The following is a 23,133-nucleotide window of genomic DNA, read 5'->3' as shown; positions in this document are numbered from 1 at the left end:
GCTGAACCATCTCCGCATCTCCGCAACGCCGCACCAACCCCCCTCTACCAGGGAAAACACCCTGCGGAGATCAGAACCAAGAGGAACATCAATCTCCGCATCTCCGCAACCAACTGCGGAGATCCCACCTCTCTGCGGAGATGACCCCTCACCGCCCCGCTCCATCTCCGCAAGCATTTTCCCAGCCCACAGGCATGTTTGCGGAGATGCGGAGATGCGGAGATGGTTCAGCCCCTCCCGCAACGAGCGCCGACCACCGCGACCGACCCGCGCAGACCGGCCCGCTGAGAGCCCCTGAGCCGGACCGGCGCATGCCGTCACCCCGGCCCGCTCGAAATCTTGGCCCTGCGGCGAACTCAGCGGCCCGCTCTAACGACTGCCATCGATCCGCCTGCGCACCTAGCAACTGACCCTCGCCCGACGAGAACGCCCACCACCGGCGCTCTCAACCCATCGGAACCACGGGGAGAAGCCGTGCCCACGCCAGAAACTCGCGTCGTCCTGACCATCGAAGAAGCCGCCCAACGACTCGGGATCGGCCGCACCACCATGTACGCCCTCATCAAGACCGGCCGGATTCGCACCGTCACCATCGGCCGTCTCCGCCGAGTGCCGACGTTCTGCCTCGACGAGTACGTGCGGAACCTGCTCGCCCAGCCGACCGACCTCGACCGCGCAGCCTGACGAAAGGAGACAGCCAATGGGACGCAAGCCGAACGGCGCATCCAGCATCTACCTGGGAGCGGATGGCTCGTGGCACGGTCGGGTCACGGTCGGGGTAAAGGACGAGGGATCGCCGGATCGCCGCCACGTCCGGGGCAAGACGGAAGCTGCGGTCATCAAGAAGGTCCGACTCTTGGAACGGGAGCGGGACAGCGGCTCCGTCCGCAAGGCGGGCCAGCGCTGGACGGTGAAGACCTGGCTGACCCACTGGGTGGAGAACATTGCCGGCCCGGCCGTACGAGAGAACACCCTTGCTGGCTACCGGGTGGCGGTCAACCGGCACCTCATCCCCGGGCTCGGTGCCCATCGAATCGAGCGCTTGGAGCCTGAGCACCTGGAACGCTTTTACCGGCGAATGCAGGAGAATGGCAGTGCCCCGGCAACCGCCCACCAGGCCCACCGAACGATCCGGACTGCGCTCAACGAGGCGGTACGTCGGGGGCACTTAGCGAAGAACCCGGCCGCGCTCGCCAAGCCTCCACGTCTGCCGGAGAACGAGATCGAGCCGTACTCAGTCGCCGAGGTGCAACGGCTGATGGCCGTCACCCGCGGCCGGCGCAACAGCGCGCGTTGGGCTATCGCGCTCGCCCTCGGCCTGCGCCAGGGGGAAGCACTCGGCCTGCGCTGGACGGATGTCGACCTGGACGCCGGGACGCTGACCGTTCGGCGCGGCCGGCAACGGCCGAGGTGGAAACACGGGTGCCAGTCGCCGTGCGGTAGGAAGCACGGCGGACACTGCCCCGACCGTCGCCAGGTGCGGGCCGCTACCGCGGAGACCAAGTCGCGGGCCGGCCGGCGCAGCATCGGGCTACCCGACGAGTTGGTGTCGCTGCTACGCACGCACCGGGGCGAGCAGGATCAGGAGCGCGTGACCGGTGCCCAACTCTGGGAGGGAGGCGACTGGCTGTTCGCCACGCCGACCGGCGGACCGGTCAATCCGCGGACTGACTACGACGAGTGGAAGCGGCTGCTTCGGCTCGCCGGGCTACGGGACGCTCGGTTGCATGACGCCCGGCACACCGCCGCAACGGTGCTGCTCATTCTCGGCGTGGCCGAGCGGGCGGTGATGGGCATCATGGGCTGGTCCAACTCGGCCATGGCGGCCCGGTACCAGCACCTCACGGCACAGGTCCGTCGCGACATCGCTCAACAGGTCGGCGGACTTCTCTGGGGTACTCACGACCGCCAGAACATGGTGGTGGACGACAACGGCCCCGGTGGGGCGTCCCAGAGGCCGGCTTCACCAGCAGGCGAGCCCTCTTCGTCGACAGGCGACACGCCGGGAGGTCACCCGAAAGGGTGAACTTTTACCCTCGTCGCTGTCTGTGATACCAGCAGGTCGTGAGGGGTCATCCACAACCCATCCACACGATATCCACAGGAGAGCTTGATCATGGCGATCGAGGTTGATCGACGCATTTATGACCTTGAGCTGCCCGTTCACGCCACTGGAACATGCGTTCGAAGAACCCTCGCGCCCACGACCGCCCGCGCTCCACAGGGCATCGACACCGCTATCCACAAGATGTGCCCATTGTCGGTCCATCTGGCCACTACATATGCGGGTCCGCACCCCACCCGATCTCCTTGCTCCCGGCTAGGACGTCGAGTAGCGTGACCGCAGCATGACAGCACGAAAACCCAGCAAGGTGCCGGGTTTCCGGGCACCCCACCGGGTCGTCGTTTCTACGTGGCAGTAGACCGGCGACGTTAGCATCGGATGAAGCCTTTCGCGAGACTTCAGCGGAGTGAGATCCTCCGCAGGGGCGTCCGGCGTGCTCGATCAACAAGGAGCGCACGTTGGCAAGCAAGGCAGCAAAGCCGTCTGGAGCGGGCAGTAAGCCCGCCGGGCGTCCGGCTCCCAAGCCGGTCGTTGTGAACCCTGGCACGCCCGCCCCGAAGAGCGGCCAGTACAAGCCCACCAAGGGCGGTCCTGAGGTGACTGTTCCGAAGGGGCACCGGATCCCGCCGACCCCGAACGGCGGCCCATCCAAGTTGGTCGACCCCACCAAGAACAAGTCCGGCAAGTGATCTACCTGGCCTAGCTGAGGCTCGGCCAAGCACTACGGTGCCCGTCCAGTCCCCTGGGCGGGCACCGCTTGTTTCGCGGACCTCGTGCAGCGCGTTCGCCCTGTCTGCTGCCTCGGCCAGAGCGATTCGGAGGCGCACGAACCGACCGGGCTGACGCGGATCGGTTCATCCGGCAGCGACGTGCGTAGAGGCCCGGCAAGTGGCAACCGAGACCAGAATTGAGACCGGAAGCAGAAACGCCCGGTCGATCCTCGCGGATCGACCGGGCGTTTCTGCATTCCATGAGCGGTGGCGGAGGGATTTGAACCCTCGGAGGGCGTTAACCCTCACACGCTTTCGAGGCGTGCTCCTTAGGCCGCTCGGACACGCCACCGCCGACGAGGGTACAGGACCGCCGGTTCGGACGCCGAACCGGTATCGCCCGCGCCGGCCTGGCAGGATCTTTGTCATGAGTACGCACATCGGCGCGAAGCCGGGCGAGATCGCCGAGCGGGTCCTGATGCCGGGCGACCCCCTGCGGGCCAAGTGGATCGCGGAGACCTACCTCGAGGGCGCGACCTGCTACTCGACGGTTCGGGGCATGCTGGGCTTCACCGGCCGCTGGAACGGCGTCGAGGTTTCCGTCCAGGGCTCCGGCATGGGCATGCCGTCGGCCTCCATCTACGCCCACGAGTTGATCAACGAGTACGGCGTGAAGACGCTGATCCGGGTCGGCTCCTGCGGTGCCCTCAGCACCGACCTCCAGTTGCGCGACGTGGTGGCCGCGATCGGGTCGTCCACCGACTCGAACATGAACCGGATGCGCTTCGACGGGTTGATCGACTACGCGCCGGTGGCCGACTTCGGGCTGCTGCGTACCTCGGTCGAGGTGGCCGAGCGGCGCGGCATCAGCATGCACGTCGGGCCGATCCTCGCGGCGGACGCCTTCTACACGGACCGGCCGGACCTCTACGACACCCTCGCCGACTACGGCGTGCTGGCGGTGGAGATGGAGTCGGCGGCGCTCTACACGATCGCCGCGCGGTTCAAGGCCCGCGCGCTGACCGTGCTGACCGTCAGCGACCACATCAAGACCGGTGAGAAGACCACCTCCGAGGAGCGGGAGCAGACCTTCAGCCAGATGGTCGAGATCGCCCTCGACACCATCATCGCCTGACCGTTCGGACGAGAAGGACCCGAAGAGCGGGATGAGGGGCGCGATCCGTCATCCCGCTCTTTCGCATCGAGGCGCGCAGCTCAGACGGCGGCCAGCGCCTCCGTCGGCGCGAGGCGGGCGGCGCGTACCGCCGGGTAGAGGCCCGCGAAACCGCCGATGACCACCGTCGCGCCCACCCCGCCGAGCATCGCCCAGGCCGGCACCACCGTCGGCCAGCCCTGGGAGAACGCGTACCCCGAGGTGACCAGGATGCCCAGCACCACCCCGCCGACCCCGCCGAGCGCGGAGAGCAGCAGCGATTCGGCGAGGAACTGGGTCCGTACCTGGCCACGGGTCGCGCCGAGCGAGCGGCGCAGGCCGATCTCGGCCCGCCGTTCCAGCACCGAGATCACCATGGTGTTCGCCACGCCGACCCCGCCGACCAGCAGGGCGACCGCGCCCAGGCCCAGCAGCAGCCCGGTGAACGCGTCGTCGGTCGCCTGGGCGGCGGCGAGCGCGTCCGAGGGACGGGACACCTCGACCTCGTTGGGCGCCTCCGGGTTGGCTGTCGCGCCGAGCACCGAGCGGACCGCCTCGACCTGTGCCTCCCGCGCCCGGGTGTAGATGGTCGTGGGGTGCCCGTCGAAGCCCAGGTAGTCGGTCGCCGCCGGCCAGCCGACCAACGCCGCGGTGTCCAGCTCCGGAGCCAGTGGCGCGGCGGCGAGGATGCCGACCACCGTGAACGTCCGCCCACCCAGCCACACCTGCACCTGCGGGTCGGCCGCGATGATCCCGAGCCGTTGCGCCGCGGTGGCGCCGAGCACCACCGCCGGATAGTGGGCGGTCGCCTCGTTGAGCCAGGTGCCGCTCGCCAGCTCGGCCCCGACGGTGCCGAGCAGGTCCAGCCGGGCGGCCCGGGTGGCGATGCCACCGGTCTCCGCGGCCGGGATCCGATCCGACCGGTAGACCTTGGCGTCGGAGACCTGCCCGGTCGCGGACACCTCGGTCACCGGGCCGATCCGCCCGATCATGGCGATCGACTCGTCGGGCAGTTGGGCGTCCGCCCCGAACAGGGTGTTGCCCGGCTCGACGGTGAGCAGGTTGGTGCCGAGCGCGTCGAGCGCGCGGTCCAGCTCCGCCCGGGACGACGACGAGATCCCGACGACCGCGATCATCGCGGCGATCCCGATGGCGATGCCCAGCGCGGAGAGGAACGCCCGCAGCGGACGGGTTCGCAGCCCCACCCCGCCGACCCGCAGGATGTCCGCCGGTCCCAGCCGGGCCGGGGTCAACGTCGCCATCAGCGGACCCCTCCCGGCGTACCGGCCGAGTCGTGCCGCACCGCGCCGTCGCGCATCCGCACCTGCCGGGGCAGCCCCTCCGCGATCTCCCGGTCGTGGGTGATCACCACGACTGTGGTGCCGGACCGGTGCAGCTCGTGCAGCAACTCCAGCACCCCGGCGCCGGACGCCGAGTCCAGGTTGCCGGTCGGTTCGTCGGCGAGCAGCACCGTCGGCTCGCCGACCACCGCCCGCGCCACGGCCACCCGCTGCCGTTCCCCGCCGGAAAGCTCGTGCGGCCGGTGCCCGAGTCGGTGGCCCAGGCCAACCCGGACCAGCGCGGCCTCCGCGCGTTCGCGCCGCCGACGCAGGGGTACGCCGGAGTAGAGCAACCCGTCGGCCACGTTGTCCACGATCGGGACGCCGGGAGCCAGGTGGAACTGCTGGAAGACGAAGCCGATCCGGGTGGCCCGCAGGGCTGACAACTCCCGGTCGGTCAGTTTCGCCGCGTCGTACCCGTCGATGAGCACGCTTCCCGACGACGGCCGGTCCAGGGTGCCGATCAGGTGCAGCATCGTCGACTTGCCCGACCCGGACGGGCCGACGATCGCCACCAGCTCGCCGTGGCCGATCCGCAGCGACACGTCGTCCAACGCGACGACGTCTCCCGCGTACCGTTTGCTGACCCGGTCGAGCACGATCACCTCGCCGGTCATCTCGGCACCACCACGGTCGTGCCCTCGGTGAGGTCCGCGCCGGTGACCTCCACCCGGCCGCCGGCGAACAGCCCCGTGGTCACGGCGACGACCCGGCTCGCCTCCCCCTCGGCGATCTGGACGCCGTACCCGCCCTCGGCGAGCGCGAGGAGCGCCGACACCGGCACGGTGAGGACGCCCTGGCGCTCGGCGGCGGTGAACACGACGTCGGCGCTGGCCTGGTCGAAGCCGGCGAGGGCCTTCGGGTCGGCGACCGCGACCGTCACCTCGATCTTGGTCTCGGCGTCGCCGGACTGCCCGTCCGCGCCGGCGGCACCTGCCTGGATGACGGTTTCGACGGTGCTGACCGTGCCCGCCACCGTCCGGCCGTCCGGCAGCCGCACGCCGACAGTCGCGTCGCGCTTGGCCAACCGCTTGTCGTCCACGTCCAACTCGACGCTCACCACCCGGCTGGTGCCGGTGTAGGTGAGCACCGCCTGGCCGGGTTGGGTGAGGTCACCGACGTCGGCCTGGTGGCTCTCCACCCGGACCTCCCGGTCGGCGTACACGATCCGCCCCGGCTCGACCCGACCGGTCTCGGCCTGACCGAGGTCCTCCTGCCAGTCTCGGACGGCGTCGGCGGTGGCCCCGGTGTACTCGTCGTCGACAGTGAAACCGGTGTGGCCCAATGCCCTGAGGTTCCGCTCGAACTGCGCGACGTCGGCACCCTCCACGCCGGGGGCGAGGGTCCGGTACGCGGGCAACCCGCCGTAGAGGAGCACCACCTCCTCGTTGTCGACCGAGTAGAGCGCCCCGCCCCGCCGTACCGTCGACCCGGTCGGCGGCAACGCGGTGATGGTGCCGCTGAGCCTCGCCGTGGCGGTACGCGTCGCCCCGTACCCCAACTCGCCCTCGGCGGTCTCCGAGTCGGCGAGGGTCTGCCGGGTGACGGTCGCGGTGGCCGGTGGTGCGCCGCCGGCCTCGGCACGGTCTCCGCCGCCGCCGACGCCCACCGCGGCGCTCACGCCCACGGCGGCGACCAGCAGGACGACGCCGCCGATGACGGCGGCGCGCAGCCGCACGCGTCGGGAGACGCCGGTCACCGGCCGCCCCCGAACTGTGGCGCGTGCTGCCGGCACTTCTCCATCGCGGCCTTCATGGCCGGGTCGCTGATGTCGATCGCGTTGCCCCCCTGCCCGATGCGGACCCTGCCGTCGGCGTCCGGGTCGGGGAAGTCCGGCACCCCGTTCTCCCGCATGCACTTGGCGAGCGCGCGCATCTGCTCGGCCTGCTCGGGGTTGAGCTGCGGTCCCTGCCCACCGTTGGGCAGCTTGTCCTGGCACTTCTCCATGGCCGCCTGGACCTTCTGCCGATCCACGTCCGCTCCGAACCGGAAGCCGGGACGGCCGCCCGCCTCCGGGTCGGGCATGTCCACGCCGTTCTCCCGCATGCACCTGGCAAAGGCGAGCTGTTTGTCCGAATCGCTGACCGGCGCGGCGCTTGCCGTGGCGCTTGTCGTCGCCCCACCGGCGGTCGCCACCCCGCCGCCGTCGTCGCCTCCCCCGCCGCACCCGGCCACCGCCAGGGCGAGCAGGACGGGTATCGCGAGCATCTGTCGCCGCATGGTGTCCACCTCCGCTGTGGGTCCGACGCGACTCGTCGAACGTCGGCACCCAGTGCACGGCAGTGGGCGTATCCCCGGCGTTACCGTCGGCGGTTATGCCGCCGTTACCGCACCCCGAGGACCATGGAGGGGTGAGAGTGCTGGTTGTCGAGGACGAGACCGTGCTGGCGGACGCCATCGCGGAGTGGCTGCGGCGGGAGTCGTTCGCGGTCGACGTGGCGTACGACGGTGACGCGGCGCTGGAGCGGCTCGGCGTCAACGAGTACGCCGTGGTGGTCCTGGACCGGGACCTGCCGGTGGTGCACGGCGACGACGTGTGCCGGGCGATCGTGGACGCGGGCGGGGAGACCCGGGTCCTGATGCTGACCGCGGCGGCAGCGGTCCGGGAACGGGTGGCGGGGTTGGCGCTCGGCGCCGACGACTACCTGACCAAGCCGTTCGCCCTGGTCGAGCTGTCCGCGCGGGTGCACGCGCTGACCCGGCGAGCCCGCCCGGCGGCCCCGCCGACGCTGCGCCGCGCCGGTATCCAGCTCGACCCGGCCCGACACGAGGTACGCCGGGACGACCGGCACGTGGCGCTGTCCCGCAAGGAGTTCGCGGTGCTCGTCGAGTTGCTGCGCGCCGACGGCGCGGTGGTCTCCGCCGAGGATCTGCTGGAACGTGCCTGGGACGAGCACATCGACCCGTTCACGAATGTCGTCCGGGTCACCGTGATGAAGCTGCGCCGCAAGCTCGGCGACCCGCCGGTGATCGAGACGGTGCCCGGCGCGGGGTACCAGATCCGATGAAGCGCCTGACCATCCGTGCCCGACTCACCCTGATCTACGGCGGGCTCTTCCTGCTGGCCGGCGTGGTCCTGCTGGCCGTCACGTACGTGCTCGTCGATCAGCGGATGCCCCAGCCGTTCGGGGTGAAACTGAGCGACCTGCCGAAGACCGCCCCCACGACGCCCAGCGGGCAGAACATCGACAATGTCCGCGCCCTGTTGCAGGACGCGCAGGACGAGGCCAAGCGCAACGCCCTGGAGTCCCTGCTCACCCAGGGTGGCATCGCGTTGATCGTGGTGTCGGCGGTGGCGATCGCCTTCGGTTGGCTGCTCGCCGGCCGGGCGTTGCAGCCGCTGCACCAGGTCACCGACACGGCCCGGCGGATCGCCGGTGCGGACACCGCCGGCCGGGGCCTGCACGAGCGGATCGCGCTCACCGGCCCGCCCGACGAGGTACGCGAACTCGCCGACACGTTCGACGAGATGCTGGAACGGTTGGACCGCTCCTTCGACGGACAGCGCCGGTTCGTGGCGAACGCCTCGCACGAGCTGCGTACCCCGCTGGCACTCAATAGGGCACTGGTGGAGCTGGCGGTCAGCCGGCCCGAGGCGTCGGCGGAGACGCGCCGGTTGGGTGAGTCGTTGCTGGCGATCAACGAGCGGCACGAGCGGCTCATCGACGGCCTGCTGACCCTGGCCGACTCCGAGAACGAGCTGACCGAGCGTACGCCCGTCGACCTGGCCGAGGTCTGCGCGCACGTCATCGACCAGGTGGGGAAGCAGGCACCCGACGTACCGGTGCGCCGGTCGCTGGCACCGGCCCCGATCAGCGGTGACCCGGTGCTCGTGGAACGGCTCACCGTCAACCTGGTGGAGAACGCGGTGCGGCACAACCTGCCCGCCGACGGTTGGGTCGAGGTACGCACCGCCCTGATCGACGGCCAGGCCACCCTGACGGTGACGAACACCGGTCCGGCGATCGCCGGCTACGACATCGAGACGATGTTCCAGCCGTTCCGCCGGCTGTCGCGGGAGCGGGTCGCCGGTACGCGGGGCTTCGGGTTGGGGTTGTCCATCGTCCGCGCGGTGGCCCGCGCACACGGTGGCACAGCCGACGCGCAACCTCGCCCGGCGGGCGGTCTGATCGTCACGGTCACGCTGCCCGTGGCCGGACCGCCGGAGTGATCAGGCGGGGAGTCCTCAGCGGAAGAAGGCGCGCAGGACGGCCGCGGTCTCGGCCTCCAGGACGCCGCCGTAGACCTCGGGTCGATGGTTGAGCCGGCGGTCGCGGAGCACGTCCCAGAGCGAACCGGCCGCGCCGGTCTTGGGCTCCCACGCGCCGAACACGACTGTGGAGACCCGGGCCAGCACCAGCGCCCCCGCGCACATGGTGCACGGTTCCAGGGTTACCACCAGGGTGCAGCCGTCCAGCCGCCACTGGCCCGCCCGCTCGGCGCCCCGGCGCAGGGCCAGCACCTCGGCGTGAGCGGTGGGATCGCCGGTCAGCTCCCGCTCGTTGCGCCCGATGGCCAGCTCGGTCCCGTCCGGTGCGTAGAGCACCGCGCCCACCGGCACGTCGTCGACATCCGTGGCACCTGTGGCGGCACCGGCGCCGCCGGTGACGGCGACCTCCAGGGCACGGCGCATCCACAGCTCGTGTCGCTGCCGACGGCCGACCTCACCCGGATCGGCCAGGCCCTCGTGCGCGCCCGGTCCGGCACGCCCCACCGCGCCGGGAGTCGGCTGCCCCGGCCGGATCGTTTCCAGTGCCGGGTCGGTGGCGTCGGCCGGCTCAGACCTCACGCAGCTCCTCGACCTCGTCGACGCAGCCGAGCACCTGGCAGATCTCGGCGGTGACATCCGCCGGCAGCATCCCCTCGTGCGTGCACAGGGTCAGCAGCTTCTGCGCGGAGATGCCCAGGTTGGCCAGCAGATCGGCTTCACCCACCGGATCGGCCTCCGGGTCGACGACGGGCTGCTCGCTCTCCTCGTCACCGGTGGTCACCGGGCGTGGCTCCTCGTCGCCGTCGAGCCCGGTCACCGAGGTCTTCAGGTCGCCGACCAGCAGCGCGCCCAGCGGGGACTCCTCGGCGTACGCGGAATCCGAACCGAACACCCGCAGGTCCTCGCCCTCGTCGAGACGCAGGATCACCAGGTACGCGTCATCGGCCTCGACGAAGAGCAGCGACACGTCGGCCTCCTGGTCGACGTCACGAAGCCGCTCGGCGACCTCGTCGATGTCGGTGGCGCCACGCAGGCTGACCTCGGCGGCGGTCCAGCCACTGTCGTCGCGCACCACGGCCGCAGCGAAGTACGACACGGTCCCCCCAATAGCCCTCGACACAGCGTCGACTCGTTACGCGTGCACGTTAGCCGGTCGGGTCGGCAGGCGACTCGTCAACGCCCCGAAGGGCCGGTCATTCGTGTCAAAGTCGGATCAGCCGGTTACTCGACGGCGGGTAGCGATGAGCTGGCGCAGATGCTCGGTGCGCTGCCGCTGGGGTCGGCTGCGCTGACGGACCGCGCGGGCGCCCGCCAACTCGGCGAGCAACTGCAGGCGGCGTCGACTGCGATCGGGGTCCTGTCGCGGGGTGGTCCAGGCCATGGACCCGAGCGTGCCGAGTCTCGGCGGCTACGTCAAGACGGCGTTCGCTACGCAGCCAACCGGGCACACGCCGCAGTCGTCGACAACCGCCCGATCACCACAGCGGCCAGTCACCACTCGTGGCCCAGCGGACCGCCACCACGGCGGCGGCGATGCTCCAGCCACCCGCCGTGACGATGGCCACCCCGGTGGCGACCCCGCGGTCGCCGAAGCGGACCAGCACCAACGCGGTCAGCCACGCCAGCAGGCCCGCCACCACCGTCCACCAGGCGTAGCTAGTGACATCGGTGCCGAGCAGGCCGAACAGCAGCAGCCAGGTGGCCGCCGCGCCACCGCCGGCCGCGACGCCGCCACCGGTGACCGGGTGCGGCTCGCGGTAGGTGGGACGGGACGGGGGCCCGGCGGGGAAGAGCCCCGACGGGACACGCGCCACCTGCGCTGCGGCGACACCGGGGTCCGGGCCAGGATCGGGTCGGGCGATGGTCACCGTCGCTGCCCTCCCTCACGCGCGCCGCTCGTGCTCACGGTACCGGTTCTGCCAGGATGACCGGATGCCCTCGCCGACGATCAGCCGCCGCGCGCGTTCGGCGTACCCGATCCTGCTGCTTCTCGCCCCGGTGCTGGCCGCCGGCTGCGCGACCACCCGGCCGGGGGTGCCGTCCGACGGCGCCCCGCAGACGCCGTCGGCGGTCTGGGAGACCGGCGACCAGCCGGTGTCGCCGTCGGCCGCGCCGACGGCGACCGTCCCGGCCCGCCCGAAGCCGTCGCCGGCCAGCCCGTCGGCGACGGCACCGCGCGCCGGGGTGCGGCATGTCTTTCCGGTACGCGCCGGCAACGTGGACTACCACCCGACCCACGGCGCGTACCCCGCCACGGATCTCTTCGCGAACTGCGGTGGACCGTTCGTCGCCGTGACCGACGGGACGGTGCTCGAGGTCAGTCGCGTCGACAGGTACACCAAGGGTGGACCGCAGGGCCCGGACAACGGCGGCCTGTCGGTCTCCCTGCTCGGCGACGACGGCGTGCGTTACTACGGTTCACACCTGAGCGTCGTGTCCAGCGGCGTCGACGCCGGAGTGCGGGTCCGGGCCGGGCAGCAGCTCGGCAAGGTGGGGCGCACCGGCAACGCCAACAACGTCTGCCACGTGCACTTCGGCATCTCGCCGCCGTGTAAGGGCAAGGACGGCTGGTGGATCCGGCGCGGCGTGCTCTGGCCGGCGCGGTACCTGGATTCCTGGCGCGGCGGCGGCAATCGTGAACCGGCCGCCGAGGTCGTCACGTGGCAGCGCAAAAACGGGTGCCCGAAGGCTCCCTGACCGGTTCCGCAGCGACTAGGTTCGGTGGGATGAAGGCCCGGGACCCCATCGCCGACCTGCGCCGCATCGCGTTCCTGCTAGAGCGGGCCAACGAGGCGACCTACCGGGTACGCGCGTTCCGGTCGGCGGCGACGGCGTTGGCGGGCCTGCCGGCGACCGAGGTGGCCGCGCGGGCCGGCAACGGCACGCTCACCGAGTTGGTAGGTGTCGGCGACGTGACGGCCCGCTGCGTGGCGGAGTCGCTGGCCGGGGAGGAGCCGGTCTACCTGCGCCGGCTGGTGGCGACCGAGGGCAGCGACCTGGATGCCGAGGCCACGGCGCTGCGCGCCGCCCTGAAGGGCGACTGCCACACCCACTCGGACTGGTCCGACGGCGGCTCGCCGATCGAGGAGATGGCGCTGGCCGCTGTCGAGTTGGGCCACGAATATCTGGTGCTGACCGACCACTCGCCGCGGCTGACGGTGGCCCGGGGGCTGACCGCCGACCGCCTGCGTCGGCAGCTCGACCACGTGGCGCAGGTCAACGCGGCGCTGCCGGAGGGGTTCCGGATCCTCACCGGCATCGAGGTGGACATCCTCGCCGACGGCTCCCTCGACCAGGACGACGAGCTACTGGCCCGGCTGGACGTGGTGGTCGGCTCGGTGCACAGCGGCCTCAAGGACGAGCGGCCGAAGATGACCCGGCGCATGTTGGCCGCGGTCGCCAACCCGCACCTGGACATCCTCGGTCACGTCACCGGCCGGATGGTGTCGTCCCGCCCGGCCGGGGTGACCGGTCCGGGCGACCGGGGACACCGCGCCCGGACCAGGGCGGAGAGTGACTTCGACGCGGATGCCGTCTTCGCCGCCTGCGCCGAGCACGACACCGCCGTCGAGATCAACTCGCGGCCGGAGCGGCAGGATCCGCCGAAGCGCCTGATCCGTCGAGCGCTGGAGGCTGGCTGCCGGTTCGCCATCAACACCGACGCGCACGCGCCCGGCCAACTCGACTGGCAGCGGTTCGGCTGCGAGCGGGCCGCCCTCTGCGGCGTCCCCGTCGACTCGGTGGTCAACACCTGGCCGGCGGACCAGCTGGTCGCCTGGACGCGCGAAAAGTCCTGACCGACTCGACGTCTCGGGCCGAGCCGGGCCGGGCCGGCGCCCCTCAGTGGTGGGCGGGCTCGGCGACGGGAGCGGCGGGAGCGGGAGCGGCGGCGCCGACCACCGGGCGGGCCTTCCGGCGCCCGAACACACCCTGCGCGACCGCGACCCCCAGCAGCACGATGAGCGCGCCGACCGGCTGGTGCCAGTTGAGCCGCTCGTCGAGCGCGACGGCACCGATCAGCACCGCGAAGATTGGGATCAGGTACGTGACTGTGGACGCGGTGCTCGCGCCGGCCACCCGGATGTTGCGCATGTTGATGACGAAGGCGAGCCCCGTGCCGAGCGCGCCGAGGGTCAGCACGCTGGCGACCACACCCGCCGACAACTCGGTGGGCAGCGGCGGCAGGCCGGCGACGAACGGGGCGACGACTGCCAGTTGCGCGGCGGCGAGCAGCAGTTGGGCGGCGGAGAGCGACAGGCCGGAGTGCTCGCTACCGGCGATGAACCGCTTCTGGTACGGGATGGCGACGCCGTAGCAGGCGGCCGCGCCGAAGCACATCAACTGCCCGGTGAAGTGCGCTCCGCCGATGCCCTCCCAGACCCCCAGCACCACAAGCACCCCGAGGAAGCCGAGCCCGAGACCGATCGCGCTCCGCACGGTCAGCCGCTCGGTGCGGAAGACCAGCACCGCGAGCGGCAGCACGATCAGGGGCGTGGTGGCGTTCCAGATGCCGGCGAGCATCGACTCGACCCGCTGCTCGCCGTAGCCGAACAGGGTGAACGGCACGGCCACGCCGAACGCGGCGACGACGGTCAGGTGCGCCCAGATCCGGGGCTCGCGGGGCAACCGGTCGCGCAGCACGGCGAGGACGACGAGCAGGGTCAACGCGCCGGCGGCGACCCGGTAGAGGGTGAGCTGGACCGGGTGCAACTCGGCCACCCCGACCTTGATGAACAGGAAGCTGGAACCCCAGATCGCGGCGAGGGCGACGAAGCCTGGCAACCAGGCGCGAACCGGCGCCTTGTCAGGAGTGGTATCGGCAGTCACCCCTGACACTCTGCCGGAACCCCCCGACAAAGTCGCGCGCCTTTCGGACCTTGCGCCGCTCGTCACGTCAGTGGCCTGAACACGACAAACGTCGTCGACACGGAGGCGGGGCGGTCACGTAGGGTCGCAGCGTGGGACGAATCGATGAAATCGCCAACCGTTACGTGGCCGAGTGGGCGCCGTTGAGCCCCACCGGCGCGACCTTCGTCGGCATTGCCGGCCATGAAGACCAGCTCGACGACCTCTCACCGGAGGGCTACCAGGCGCGCGCCGACCTCACCCGCCGGACGCTCGCCGAGCTTGAGGTGACCGAGCCGCAGACCGAGTCCGAGCGGATCGCCAAGGAGTCCATGCAGGAACGCCTCGGCCTGGACCTGGCCCGGTACGACGCCGGCGAGACGACGAGCGGCATCAGCGTGATCGAGAGCGGGCTGCACGAGATCCGCATGGTGTTCGACCTGATGCCGACCGCGACCAGCGACGAGCAGGCGAACATCGCGGCCCGGCTCAACGGCTTCGCCGGCGCGCTGGAGAACTACAAGGTCACCCTCCGGGAGGCCCTCGCCGCCGGTCAGGTCAGCTCGAAGGTGCAGCTGGTCGAGGTGGCCAAGCAGTGCGACATCTGGGTCGACCCGACCCAGGACAACTTCTTCCACGGGCTGGTCGAGCGGCTGGGCGCGGAGGGCTCGCTCGGCGCGGAGCTGCGGCGGGGCGCGGCGGCGGCGACCGCGGCGACCGCCGAGTTCGGCCAGTTCCTGCGGACGGAGTTGGCCCCGCACGGGCGGGACAAGCAGGCCGCCGGCCGGGAGCGCTACGAGCTCGCCTCGCAGTACTTCCTCGGCGCCAAGATCGACCTGGACGAGACGTACGCCTGGGGCTTCGCGGAGTTGGCCCGCCTGGAGGCGGAGATGCGTGTCGTCGCGGGGCGCATCGCCGGCTCCGGTGCCACCGTCGACGAGGCCGTGGCCAGGTTGGACGCCGACCCGGCCCGGACCATCCAGGGCAAGGAGGCGTTCCGGGACTGGATGCAGGCCCTCGCCGACAAGGCGATCGCCGAGCTGCACGGCACCCACTTCGACATCCCGGAGCAGGTACGCCGCATCGAGTGCTGCCTCGCCCCGACCAGCGACGGCGCCATCTACTACACCGGCCCCAGCGAGGACTTCTCCCGTCCGGGCCGGATGTGGTGGGCGGTGCCGCAGAGCATCACCGACTTCTCCACCTGGCGGGAGGTGACAACCGTCTTCCACGAGGGTGTGCCCGGTCATCACCTCCAGGTGGCGCAGACCGCTGTCCGGGCCGACCTGCTCAACCGCTGGCAGCGACTGCTGTGCTGGGTCTCCGGGCACGGCGAGGGCTGGGCGCTCTACTCGGAGCGGCTGATGGACGAGCTGGGCTACCTGGATGATCCGGGCGACAAACTGGGCATGCTCGACGGCCAGGCGATGCGTGCCGCACGGGTGATCGTCGACATCGGGATGCACCTGGAGCTGGAGATCCCCAAGGACAATCCGTTCGGCTTCCACCCGGGCGAGCGGTGGACGCCCGAGCTGGGCTGGGAGTTCATGCGGGCGCACTGCCGGGTGCCGGACGAGAATCTGCGCTTCGAGCTGAACCGCTACCTCGGCTGGCCGGGGCAGGCGCCGTCGTACAAGGTGGGTGAGCGGATCTGGCTCCAGGCCCGCGAGGACGCCAAGGCCCGCAAGGGCGCGGATTTCAACCTGCGGGAGTTCCACCGGCAGGCGCTGGACCTGGGCAGCCTGGGCCTCGACCCGCTGCGTCAGGCGCTGGCTCGGCTCTGAGACGACGGCTCTGAGTCACGACGGCTCCGAGTTGGCGACGGTTCCGAGCGCCGGCGGTACGACAACCGCCGGCGCTCCCGACCGTACGGCGGGTGCGGTTCAGCCGAGGGTCAGCGCCAACGCCGGTCGGGCGGTCAGCGTGTCACTCGTGACGTACGCCAGGTCGATGGCCGGGTCGGTGAACGTGATCGGGATGGGCGAGGTGACCGGCAGACCGTCGGGCAGTGGCAGATCCGGCGTCAGGGTGATCTTGATGCCGATGAGCCGGCCGACGAACCTGGTGGCGTAGAAGGCCACGTTTCCGCTGACGGTCAGCCGGTCCGTCGCGTACCGCTGGTTGCGCCCGGCGGGGCCGTCGGCGCTGAGCAGGAAGTCGTCCGTCACCGCCTCACGCATGCTGAACTTCAGCACCTTGAGGTTGCCCGTCACGGTACGCAGATCGGTGACGCCTTCGAACCGCAGCCCGGTCATCCGGACCGATGATCCGGTGAGCTTGGACGGCGTCCGCGCCACCGTCGGCAGGGTGGGATCGGCGGCGATGCGCGGCAGCGGCTTGCCCGGCTCCACCCTGCCCGGCCCGGCGGGGGTCGGCGTACCCGACCGGTCCGGGGTTGGTGCGCCCGGCCCTTCGGGGGTCGCCGTGCCCGGCTCTCCCGGGGCCGGCGGCGGACAGTTGCCGTCCGTCGGCGTGCCGGTCGGTCCCGCGGTGGGCGTGCCGGCCGGGCTCGTCGACGGCGTCGGGGTCTCCGCACGGCGTCCGCCACTGAGCAGATCGCCGACTCCGTCCAGGATGTCGGTGACCACGTTGCCGGCCGGGTCCGGGCTCGCGGCCGGCGTGGCCGGGCTGTGGCTGGGCGACGGGCTGGCATCCCGGGACGGGGTGGGGCAGGCGGTCGGGGCGAGCCGGCTCGGGGCGGCCCGCACCACTCGGGGTTGGACGGCAAGCACACCGGCGGCCAGGCCGAGCACCACCAGAACGATGCCGAACGCTCGGCGCGGATCGGCGGCTCGCCCCGGCCGCGCGGGCGGCTCGCCGCCGTCGGACGCCGGGGCGGCCGTCGGAAAGGCAGCCCCGTCGACGCCAGTCCGCTCGACAAACGACCCCTCCACACCGGCCAACTCGACCCCCGAACGCTCCACACCAGCCGGCTCGACCATCGGCCCCGCACCGCCAGCCGGCTCGACGCCAGCAGGCTCACCGCCTGCCTGTGGCGTGGTCGGTGTCCAGGCGAAGGCCAGCGCACTGCCGACGATGCCGAGCAGCAGACCGACGAAGAAGCCGCCGAGGTTGAGCCCGATCAGCGAGTAGACCGCGGTGACCGCCGCGACGATCGAGTAGAACAGGCGCTGCGCCGGCGTGAACCACAGCAGCAGACCGCAGGTGACCAGGATGACCGGGATCAGCAGCGAGAGTAGGCCGCTCGCCCCACTGTGGAAGCTGAGGCCGTTGAGGGTCATCCGGGTGGACGCAAACATCTCCAGCCCGGCCAGGGCGGTGAGCAGGCCGCCGGTGAACGGCCGACTGCGCCGCCAGCGGCGGAAGAGCCGCCACGCCTGAGCCGGACCACCGGGCCGGGCGTGGGACGGGTTCGCGGTTGTCACGTACTCCTCCTGGCCACGCGGGGAAAGGGACACGGGCCGGACCCGCGGCGGTGGCGCACCGCGGGCCTCGGCTCACCTCAGAAGCACTCCTTGCCCTTGGCGTCCTCGCCCACGTTCACCTTCAGCCGAAGCCCGACCAGGTTGAACGTGGCCGCCGTGGTGTAGCGGGACACCTGCTGCAGGTTGGTGATCGTCACGTGGTCGGAGTTCTGGCCGAACGAGCCGGCCTGCGCCGTCGGGTTCAGGTCGGTGGCGTCCCGACCGATCTTGATGTTGGTGAAGGTCGCGTTGCCGTCCAGCGAGTCCATGGCGATCAGCAGGTCCTTGGCCCGTGCGGGCTCCTTGCCCTCACCGGCGTTGATGGTGAGCACCACCGGCAGGCCCGGCAGGTCCGCGCGGACGGACTGGCAGAGGCTGTACAACTCGGCGCTGCTGATCTCGGAGAGCGCGATCGGGTGGACCTGACCGGCCTTTCCGTCCTTGCCCTTCTCCCGGACGATGCCGCCGTACTGCTTGAAGCCGTCGCCCTCAAGGCGATCGGCGCCGATCTTGAAGGTCTGACCGGAGACCGTGATGTCGGACGCGATGGCGCCTGTCGACATTCCGAACAGGATGGCGCCCGCGGCGGCGGTGGCGGGCACCGCCATGGCGGCGAACCGCCGCCACCGGGTACGACCCTGATTGTTCAACCGATCCTGCACGGGTTCCTCCTCGAGGTGGGTGCGCGCGGCTCGCCGGTGACGGTCTGGCGGCCCTGCGCGGGCCCGACATCTGTTACCGGCGGGTAACGATCGGGGTTGATGGTGCACCCGTTGGGGCGTAGGTCACAACCCCCGGATTACCCGGCAGTAACAGGAGCTCGGGCCAGCGCCAGCGCGAGGTCACGAAGGGTCGCGGCAGTTACCGGCGAAAGACGGCAAAACCGACGGAGGTACGGGCGATTGACCGCAACTACTGCGGAGCGTGACGACATATAGTCGGATTACAATAATGTAACGACTGTAAAGCGGGCGGTTTCCCGCGCAGCCCCACCGGTCAGGACGCGGCCAGCCAGTCCTCGAGAAGGCGGTGGTCGATCGCGTCGACGCGCCCGAGCGTACGGCCGGAAGCCACCCGGTCCCGCAACTCCGCCCGGGTGAACCAGCGCGCCTCCAGCAGCTCCTCACCGTCGACGCGTACCTCGTCGGACGTGGCGGTGGCCCGGAAGCCCACCATGAGGCCGGCGGGGAACGGCCAGGCCTGCGACCCCTGGTAGGTCACGTCGGTGACGGTCACGCCCGCCTCCTCGGCCATCTCCCGGCGGACCGCGTCCTCCAGGCTCTCGCCGATCTCCACGAAGCCGGCAAGTGTCGAGAACGCGTCCTCGGCCGCGCCAGCGTGCCGAGCCAGCAGGCACCGGTCCGGCGTGCCGGGTGCCTCGACCAGCACGATGATCGCCGGTTCGATCCGGGGGAAGAGGAGACGCCCACACTCACCGCCGGTGCAGGTACGCATGTGCCCGCCGCCGTCCGCGACGGCCGGCGCCCCGCACGTCCCGCAGTATCGCTGCTGCCGATGCCAGTGCAGCAGACCCCGGGCGTACGCCTGGACGGCCGCCTCACCCGGTTCGAGTCGCCCGACCAGGGCCCGCACGTCGACCGAACGTGCCGCACCGGCCATCTCGACGGCGGCTCGTTCGGGGAGTGCGGACAGGTCCACGGCGAACACGGCGACGTCACCGTCGAGCCCCAGGAAGACCGTCTCACCCGCGGCGGACCGGACGAGCGACGCCCGCTCCGCGGTGAGCCGGACCGGCCCGTCCGCGTCGACGAGACAGCGGTCGCGCCACAACGCCAACACCACGGTGCTCGACTCGGCGAGCAGTGCGCTCAACCGGGCCGGATCGGTACGCAGAAGACCCGCCCGGTCCAACCAACCGCCGCCGTACGCCAACACCCGCTCCGCAGTGTCCACCCGGTCACCGTGCCACGTCTCCGGTCCGCCGCCGGCACCGCCCCCGTGCTCCGACGACACGCGAGCGACACGCGTAGCAGCACCGGATGGGCAGGGCCGGGCATTCGTTACCGTAGGTGCCTCCGGGAGGCGTATCTCCCGCAGCACCCTGGCGATCGAGGTTGCAGTGACGCTGTACGGCGAACCGAGTCCCTCCGCCGACGACCGGCCCACCGTGCAGGTCACCGCTGTCACCTGGCCGGACGACGGACCGGTGACGACTCCCGCCCCGGGCGAGCCGGAGGGCGGCCCGAGCCGACCCCGCCGCGTACGAACGCTGCTCGCCGCAGGCGTCACCGGTGGCGTCCTCGCCGCGGTGGCGGGTGCCGGCGCCTGGGCGTACGCCGGTGACGTTCCCCGTGGCACGAGCGTGCTCGGCACCGAGCTGGGCGGCCGGAGCCGCGCGGACGCCGACCGGGAGTTGCGGGCCGAACTGGACCGGCGGGCGGCGGCTCTCGCCGGCCCGTTGAAGATCACTGTCGACGGGCGGACCGTCGAGATCAATCCGGCCGAGGTGGGGTTGGCCGTCGACGTGCCGGCGACAGTCGCGGCAGCGGCCGCGGCCGACGCGCACCCGGTCAGCCGTCTGGTCGGCTCCCGCACGGTCGACCCGGTGGTCACCGTCGACGTGGACCGGTTGGACGACGCGCTCCGTAAGGTGCTCGGCGACCAGGCCCAGGGAATGACGATGCCGGCGATCACCTACCAGGGCACCACGCCGAAGGTCGTACAGCCCAAGCCGGGGTTGACCCTGCAACCGCAGCGCTCGGCCGAGGTGGTGCGCGCCGGCTGGCTGGCCGGCACCCCGGTCACCGTGCCGCTCGTGGAGAGCCACCCGGCGACCACCCCGGAGGAGCTGGACCGGCTGGTCACCGAGCTGGCCAAGCCGGCGGTCGCCGCACCGGTCACCCTGCGTACCGACAAGGGGTCGGTGCAGGTCCCGCCCGCCGCCATCGCGAAGAGCCTGCGGTTCACCGCTGACAAGGCCGGCAAGCTGACCCCGTCGGTGGACGTCAAGCGACTGCGGGCGGCGCTCGGCGACAACCTGGCCGCCATCGAGGTGCCGCCGAAGGACGCCACGATGACCATCGTCGGTGGCCGACCCACCAGCAAAGACGGGCGACCCGGGCAACAACTGGACGCCGCGACCCTGGGTCAGAACCTGCTGGCGGTCCTCCCGAAGGCGGACGGCCGCGAGGTGACCGGCGAGCTGAAGCCGACGCCACCGGAGCTGACCGCGGAGAAGCTGGCCGGCCTGGGCATCAAGGAGCGGGTGTCCACCTTCACCACCCGTTTCACCGGCGGCATGGCCTCGTCGCGCAGCCAGAACATCGCGACAATCGCGAGGGAGGTGGATGGCACTGTCGTCCTGCCCGGCAAGACGTTCTCGTTGAACGGGCACACCGGCGAGCGCGGCTACGCACAGGGCTACCGGGACGCGCCGGTCATCCTCGGCGGCAAGCTCGTGCCGGGCGTCGGCGGCGGCACCTCACAGTTCACCACCACGCTGTTCAACGCGACCTACTACGCCGGACTGGAGGACGTCGAGCACAAGCCCCACTCGTACTGGTTCGACCGCTACCCGGCGGTCATCGAGTCGACGATCTTCTGGCCGGACCTGGACTTCAAATTCCGCAACAACACGGAGTACGGCGTCCTCATCGACACGTCGTACACGTCCAGCACGATCACCGTGTCGATCTGGAGCACCAAGATCTACGACAGCGTGAAGACGGAGTACGGGCCGCGGCGCAACATCACCACACCGAAGCTGATCCACCTGGAGCCCGGCCCCTCGTGCATCGCGACAAACGGCATCAACGGCTTCACCCAGGACGCCTTCCGGGTCATCAAGAAGAGCGGCGCGGTGTTCAAGCGGGAGAAGTTCACCTGGCGCTACGACGCCGAGCCCCGCTACGTCTGCGGGCCGAAGCCCTCCTGAGCCTCGACCGTCCGCCGCACGACTCGAACACTCAGGACCGCCGTGACCACGACAAGCACCGTCCCGGCGGTCCAGAGCGGATAGGCCGCCGTTCGGGTGTCCAACGACGTCTCGTGGAACCTGCCGTCACCCGCGGTTGCCCAGCGGTACAGCCAGCTGAGCAGGTAGAGGACGGTGGTGCCGAGAACGGCCACGAACCACGACCACATCGTCCCGGCCGGTGGCCACCGCACCGCATCTCCCAACCACTCCGCCGTGCGCCGCGCGTAGTACCGCCAGGTGACGACGGCAGCCGCCGCGACGAGTGCGGTGAGTATCCACAGCCAGTCCGCCGCGGCCGGCACGAATCCGTACGGGAACGGTTCGCTCAGGATCATGTACGCGTAGAAGGCAGGCGCCACGTCGACGTTGCCATGGGTGGCGATCTCGATGCGGGACTCGTAGTGCCCCACCATGAGGATGGTGCGGACCACATCGACGACCGCCCACACGGTCAGCGCGACCGCTGCCAGCCGCGCCGTGCCCTGCAGCCCACGCCGGGGCTGATTCGACGTACGCGACGCAACGTCCGGCTCGCCGGCAGGCGGCCTCATGAGCGCTCCAACGTCCCGAAGGTCACCACGGAAGTATCGACCTGACCCGGTGCCGGCGCGACCCCGTCCAGACCTGACCCGGTGCCAGCGCGACCCCGTCCAGACCTGACCCGGTGCCGGCGCGAGCCAGCCCAGACCTGACCCGGTGCCGGCGCGCGCCGGCCCAGACCTGGCGCCTTGCCCGGGTCGTGCGGCGCGGGCCGGATCGTCCGGGTCTGCACAGCGCGGGTCGAACGCAGCGGGTCTTTTGGTCGACTCGGGTTCTTGGATATCGGGGTGTCTGGCGCCTGCGGATACCGCCGGTTCGGTGACCCCGAGTCGATCAACCGATACGTGCGGCCACGCAACACGCAACCGATACGAGCTCCGTGTCGATTACGAGCCCCGCGTCGCCGATCCGCAGACCGTGCAACATCCTGGTTGTAGGGGTCTCCGCTCGGCGGTGAGGCCACTACAACCAGGATCGAGCGTGACCTTGCCGGTCCTGGGCGTCTTGGACACGCCGTTCCCGGCCCACCGTCATCGGGGTAGCCCCGGGTCAGGAATCCGGGTCGATCAACCAGAAGAGGGGAACGCAGATAGGGCCACCCCGTTGGGGGTGGCCCTATCTGAAAGATTGTCCGGCGGCGTCCTACTCTCCCACACCCTCACGAGTGCAGTACCATCGGCGCTGGAGGGCTTAGCTTCCGGGTTCGGAATGTAACCGGGCGTTTCCCCTCCGCCATGACCGCCGTAACTCTATGAACATATCAAACAACACCGGCACAAAAACACGGGTGTTCGCTCGTTCAGAGTTGCACAGTGGACGCGTAGCAGCTTGGTAGTCAAGTCCTCGGCCTATTAGTACCGGTCAACTGAACCCGTTACCGGGCTTACATTTCCGGCCTATCAACCCAG

At 70.9% G+C, this 23,133-nt stretch carries 22 protein-coding genes, 1 tRNA gene and 2 rRNA genes; 9 read left to right on the top strand and 16 right to left on the bottom strand.

The window, feature by feature from the left end; genetic code table 11:
- Positions 1 to 474: 474 nt before the first annotated feature.
- Positions 475 to 684: a helix-turn-helix domain-containing protein gene (locus ACPXBU_RS22285; protein ID WP_425759515.1), complete on the top strand. Its 210-nt coding sequence runs from the start codon at positions 475 to 477 to the stop codon at positions 682 to 684.
- Positions 685 to 700: 16 nt separating this feature from the next.
- Positions 701 to 2,026, top strand: a complete 1,326-nt coding sequence (locus ACPXBU_RS22280) for a tyrosine-type recombinase/integrase (RefSeq protein WP_425759514.1) — start codon at positions 701 to 703, stop codon at positions 2,024 to 2,026.
- A 1,014-nt stretch (positions 2,027 to 3,040) separates the two neighbouring features.
- On the opposite strand, the gene ACPXBU_RS22275 is transcribed toward ACPXBU_RS22280, so the two are convergent.
- Positions 3,041 to 3,127: transfer RNA gene (locus ACPXBU_RS22275), tRNA-Ser, on the bottom strand.
- A 75-nt stretch (positions 3,128 to 3,202) separates the two neighbouring features.
- On the opposite strand from ACPXBU_RS22275, the gene deoD reads away from it, so the two are divergent.
- Positions 3,203 to 3,910 (top strand): purine-nucleoside phosphorylase, encoded by a 708-nt coding sequence (deoD, locus tag ACPXBU_RS22270; protein WP_030328147.1) that lies wholly within the window; start codon positions 3,203 to 3,205, stop codon positions 3,908 to 3,910.
- An 80-nt stretch (positions 3,911 to 3,990) separates the two neighbouring features.
- Here the strand turns inward: deoD and ACPXBU_RS22265 are convergent, their stop codons facing one another.
- Genes ACPXBU_RS22265 through ACPXBU_RS22250 form a run of 4 tightly spaced genes read right to left on the bottom strand, consistent with a single transcriptional unit; the run spans position 3,991 to position 7,488 of the window.
- Positions 3,991 to 5,190: an ABC transporter permease gene (locus ACPXBU_RS22265; RefSeq protein ID WP_425759513.1), complete on the bottom strand. Its 1,200-nt coding sequence runs from the start codon at positions 5,188 to 5,190 to the stop codon at positions 3,991 to 3,993.
- Positions 5,190 to 5,885 (bottom strand): ABC transporter ATP-binding protein, encoded by a 696-nt coding sequence (locus ACPXBU_RS22260; RefSeq protein ID WP_393369172.1) that lies wholly within the window; start codon positions 5,883 to 5,885, stop codon positions 5,190 to 5,192. The genes ACPXBU_RS22265 and ACPXBU_RS22260 overlap by 1 nt, the downstream gene beginning before the upstream one ends.
- Positions 5,882 to 6,967, bottom strand: coding sequence for a peptidoglycan-binding protein (locus tag ACPXBU_RS22255; protein ID WP_425759511.1), 1,086 nt, complete (start codon positions 6,965 to 6,967; stop codon positions 5,882 to 5,884). Before ACPXBU_RS22255 ends, ACPXBU_RS22260 begins: the two co-directional genes overlap by 4 nt.
- Positions 6,964 to 7,488: a hypothetical protein gene (locus tag ACPXBU_RS22250; protein ID WP_425759510.1), complete on the bottom strand. Its 525-nt coding sequence runs from the start codon at positions 7,486 to 7,488 to the stop codon at positions 6,964 to 6,966. The genes ACPXBU_RS22255 and ACPXBU_RS22250 overlap by 4 nt, the downstream gene beginning before the upstream one ends.
- A 131-nt stretch (positions 7,489 to 7,619) precedes the next feature.
- Between ACPXBU_RS22250 and ACPXBU_RS22245 the strand changes: the two genes are divergently transcribed.
- The gene (locus ACPXBU_RS22245; RefSeq protein WP_357255565.1) at positions 7,620 to 8,276 is read left to right on the top strand and encodes a response regulator transcription factor; all 657 of its coding nucleotides are present in this window, start codon (positions 7,620 to 7,622) and stop codon (positions 8,274 to 8,276) included.
- On the top strand, positions 8,273 to 9,439 hold the full coding sequence (locus ACPXBU_RS22240) for a sensor histidine kinase (protein WP_425759509.1): 1,167 nt from the start codon (positions 8,273 to 8,275) through the stop codon (positions 9,437 to 9,439). The genes ACPXBU_RS22245 and ACPXBU_RS22240 overlap by 4 nt, the downstream gene beginning before the upstream one ends.
- 15 nt (positions 9,440 to 9,454) lie before the next feature.
- On the opposite strand, the gene ACPXBU_RS22235 is transcribed toward ACPXBU_RS22240, so the two are convergent.
- The 4 genes from ACPXBU_RS22235 to ACPXBU_RS22220 all read right to left on the bottom strand — a co-directional run bounded on the left by ACPXBU_RS22235 (position 9,455) and on the right by ACPXBU_RS22220 (position 11,340).
- Positions 9,455 to 9,901 carry a nucleoside deaminase gene (locus ACPXBU_RS22235; protein WP_393370424.1) on the bottom strand — a complete coding sequence of 149 codons (447 nt, stop codon included), beginning with the start codon at positions 9,899 to 9,901 and terminating at the stop codon, positions 9,455 to 9,457.
- A 145-nt stretch (positions 9,902 to 10,046) separates the two neighbouring features.
- The gene (locus ACPXBU_RS22230) at positions 10,047 to 10,574 is read right to left on the bottom strand and encodes a tRNA adenosine deaminase-associated protein (RefSeq protein WP_393369163.1); all 528 of its coding nucleotides are present in this window, start codon (positions 10,572 to 10,574) and stop codon (positions 10,047 to 10,049) included.
- 117 nt (positions 10,575 to 10,691) lie between these two features.
- Entirely contained in the window at positions 10,692 to 10,859 is a 168-nt protein-coding gene (locus ACPXBU_RS22225; protein ID WP_393369162.1) for a hypothetical protein, read from the bottom strand.
- A gap of 94 nt (positions 10,860 to 10,953) precedes the next feature.
- Positions 10,954 to 11,340, bottom strand: coding sequence for a hypothetical protein (locus ACPXBU_RS22220; protein WP_393370421.1), 387 nt, complete (start codon positions 11,338 to 11,340; stop codon positions 10,954 to 10,956).
- Between the two features lie 70 nt (positions 11,341 to 11,410).
- Here ACPXBU_RS22220 and ACPXBU_RS22215 point away from each other — a divergent pair, with 70 nt between their 5' ends.
- Positions 11,411 to 12,175: a M23 family metallopeptidase gene (locus ACPXBU_RS22215; RefSeq protein ID WP_425759508.1), complete on the top strand. Its 765-nt coding sequence runs from the start codon at positions 11,411 to 11,413 to the stop codon at positions 12,173 to 12,175.
- A 29-nt stretch (positions 12,176 to 12,204) separates the two neighbouring features.
- Complete coding sequence (locus tag ACPXBU_RS22210; RefSeq protein WP_425759507.1) at positions 12,205 to 13,275, top strand: PHP domain-containing protein; 1,071 nt, start codon at positions 12,205 to 12,207, stop codon at positions 13,273 to 13,275.
- 43 nt (positions 13,276 to 13,318) lie between these two features.
- Here ACPXBU_RS22210 and ACPXBU_RS22205 read toward each other — a convergent pair whose 3' ends face one another.
- On the bottom strand, positions 13,319 to 14,305 hold the full coding sequence (locus tag ACPXBU_RS22205) for a DMT family transporter (RefSeq protein WP_425759506.1): 987 nt from the start codon (positions 14,303 to 14,305) through the stop codon (positions 13,319 to 13,321).
- Between the two features lie 131 nt (positions 14,306 to 14,436).
- Between ACPXBU_RS22205 and ACPXBU_RS22200 the strand changes: the two genes are divergently transcribed.
- On the top strand, positions 14,437 to 16,107 hold the full coding sequence (locus ACPXBU_RS22200) for a DUF885 domain-containing protein (RefSeq protein ID WP_425759505.1): 1,671 nt from the start codon (positions 14,437 to 14,439) through the stop codon (positions 16,105 to 16,107).
- Between the two features lie 99 nt (positions 16,108 to 16,206).
- Here the strand turns inward: ACPXBU_RS22200 and ACPXBU_RS22195 are convergent, their stop codons facing one another.
- The 3 genes from ACPXBU_RS22195 to nudC all read right to left on the bottom strand — a co-directional run bounded on the left by ACPXBU_RS22195 (position 16,207) and on the right by nudC (position 19,662).
- A complete protein-coding gene (locus ACPXBU_RS22195; protein WP_425759504.1) occupies positions 16,207 to 17,709 on the bottom strand; it encodes a DUF6114 domain-containing protein in 1,503 nt (500 codons plus the stop codon).
- A 77-nt stretch (positions 17,710 to 17,786) separates the two neighbouring features.
- A complete protein-coding gene (locus ACPXBU_RS22190; protein WP_393369146.1) occupies positions 17,787 to 18,410 on the bottom strand; it encodes a DUF6230 family protein in 624 nt (207 codons plus the stop codon).
- Positions 18,411 to 18,744: 334 nt separating this feature from the next.
- Positions 18,745 to 19,662, bottom strand: coding sequence for an NAD(+) diphosphatase (gene nudC / locus ACPXBU_RS22185; protein WP_425759502.1), 918 nt, complete (start codon positions 19,660 to 19,662; stop codon positions 18,745 to 18,747).
- Positions 19,663 to 19,828: 166 nt separating this feature from the next.
- On the opposite strand from nudC, the gene ACPXBU_RS22180 reads away from it, so the two are divergent.
- The gene (locus tag ACPXBU_RS22180; protein ID WP_425759501.1) at positions 19,829 to 21,643 is read left to right on the top strand and encodes a VanW family protein; all 1,815 of its coding nucleotides are present in this window, start codon (positions 19,829 to 19,831) and stop codon (positions 21,641 to 21,643) included.
- On the opposite strand, the gene ACPXBU_RS22175 is transcribed toward ACPXBU_RS22180, so the two are convergent.
- The 3 genes from ACPXBU_RS22175 to ACPXBU_RS22165 form a co-directional block, all read right to left on the bottom strand.
- The gene (locus tag ACPXBU_RS22175) at positions 21,616 to 22,236 is read right to left on the bottom strand and encodes a hypothetical protein (protein WP_425759500.1); all 621 of its coding nucleotides are present in this window, start codon (positions 22,234 to 22,236) and stop codon (positions 21,616 to 21,618) included. The two genes, ACPXBU_RS22180 and ACPXBU_RS22175, sit on opposite strands and share 28 nt — an antisense overlap.
- Before the next feature lie 618 nt (positions 22,237 to 22,854).
- Positions 22,855 to 22,971: ribosomal RNA gene (gene rrf, locus ACPXBU_RS22170) — 5S ribosomal RNA — on the bottom strand.
- 85 nt (positions 22,972 to 23,056) lie between these two features.
- Positions 23,057 to 23,133, bottom strand: a 23S ribosomal RNA gene (locus ACPXBU_RS22165); the annotation flags it as partial.

Origin of the sequence: Micromonospora sp. DT231, assembly GCF_049847025.1 — a bacterium.
Classification (GTDB): domain Bacteria; phylum Actinomycetota; class Actinomycetes; order Mycobacteriales; family Micromonosporaceae; genus Micromonospora.
The sequence above is the reverse complement of the archived record's forward strand: the minus strand, read 5'-3'. Positions and strand labels throughout refer to the sequence as shown.

What these genes read in the sequence shown, in the direction of transcription:
- ACPXBU_RS22280 (WP_425759514.1), top strand. Translation starts at nt 701, where the DNA reads ATGGGACGCAAGCCGAACGGCGCATCCAGCATCTACCTGGGAGCGGAT.
- deoD (WP_030328147.1), top strand. Translation starts at nt 3,203, where the DNA reads ATGAGTACGCACATCGGCGCGAAGCCGGGCGAGATCGCCGAGCGGGTC.
- ACPXBU_RS22265 (WP_425759513.1), bottom strand. Translation starts at nt 5,190, where the DNA reads ATGGCGACGTTGACCCCGGCCCGGCTGGGACCGGCGGACATCCTGCGG.
- ACPXBU_RS22260 (WP_393369172.1), bottom strand. Translation starts at nt 5,885, where the DNA reads ATGACCGGCGAGGTGATCGTGCTCGACCGGGTCAGCAAACGGTACGCG.
- ACPXBU_RS22250 (WP_425759510.1), bottom strand. Translation starts at nt 7,488, where the DNA reads ATGCGGCGACAGATGCTCGCGATACCCGTCCTGCTCGCCCTGGCGGTG.
- ACPXBU_RS22240 (WP_425759509.1), top strand. Translation starts at nt 8,273, where the DNA reads ATGAAGCGCCTGACCATCCGTGCCCGACTCACCCTGATCTACGGCGGG.
- ACPXBU_RS22235 (WP_393370424.1), bottom strand. Translation starts at nt 9,901, where the DNA reads ATGCGCCGTGCCCTGGAGGTCGCCGTCACCGGCGGCGCCGGTGCCGCC.
- ACPXBU_RS22225 (WP_393369162.1), bottom strand. Translation starts at nt 10,859, where the DNA reads ATGGCCTGGACCACCCCGCGACAGGACCCCGATCGCAGTCGACGCCGC.
- ACPXBU_RS22215 (WP_425759508.1), top strand. Translation starts at nt 11,411, where the DNA reads ATGCCCTCGCCGACGATCAGCCGCCGCGCGCGTTCGGCGTACCCGATC.
- ACPXBU_RS22210 (WP_425759507.1), top strand. Translation starts at nt 12,205, where the DNA reads ATGAAGGCCCGGGACCCCATCGCCGACCTGCGCCGCATCGCGTTCCTG.
- ACPXBU_RS22175 (WP_425759500.1), bottom strand. Translation starts at nt 22,236, where the DNA reads ATGAGGCCGCCTGCCGGCGAGCCGGACGTTGCGTCGCGTACGTCGAAT.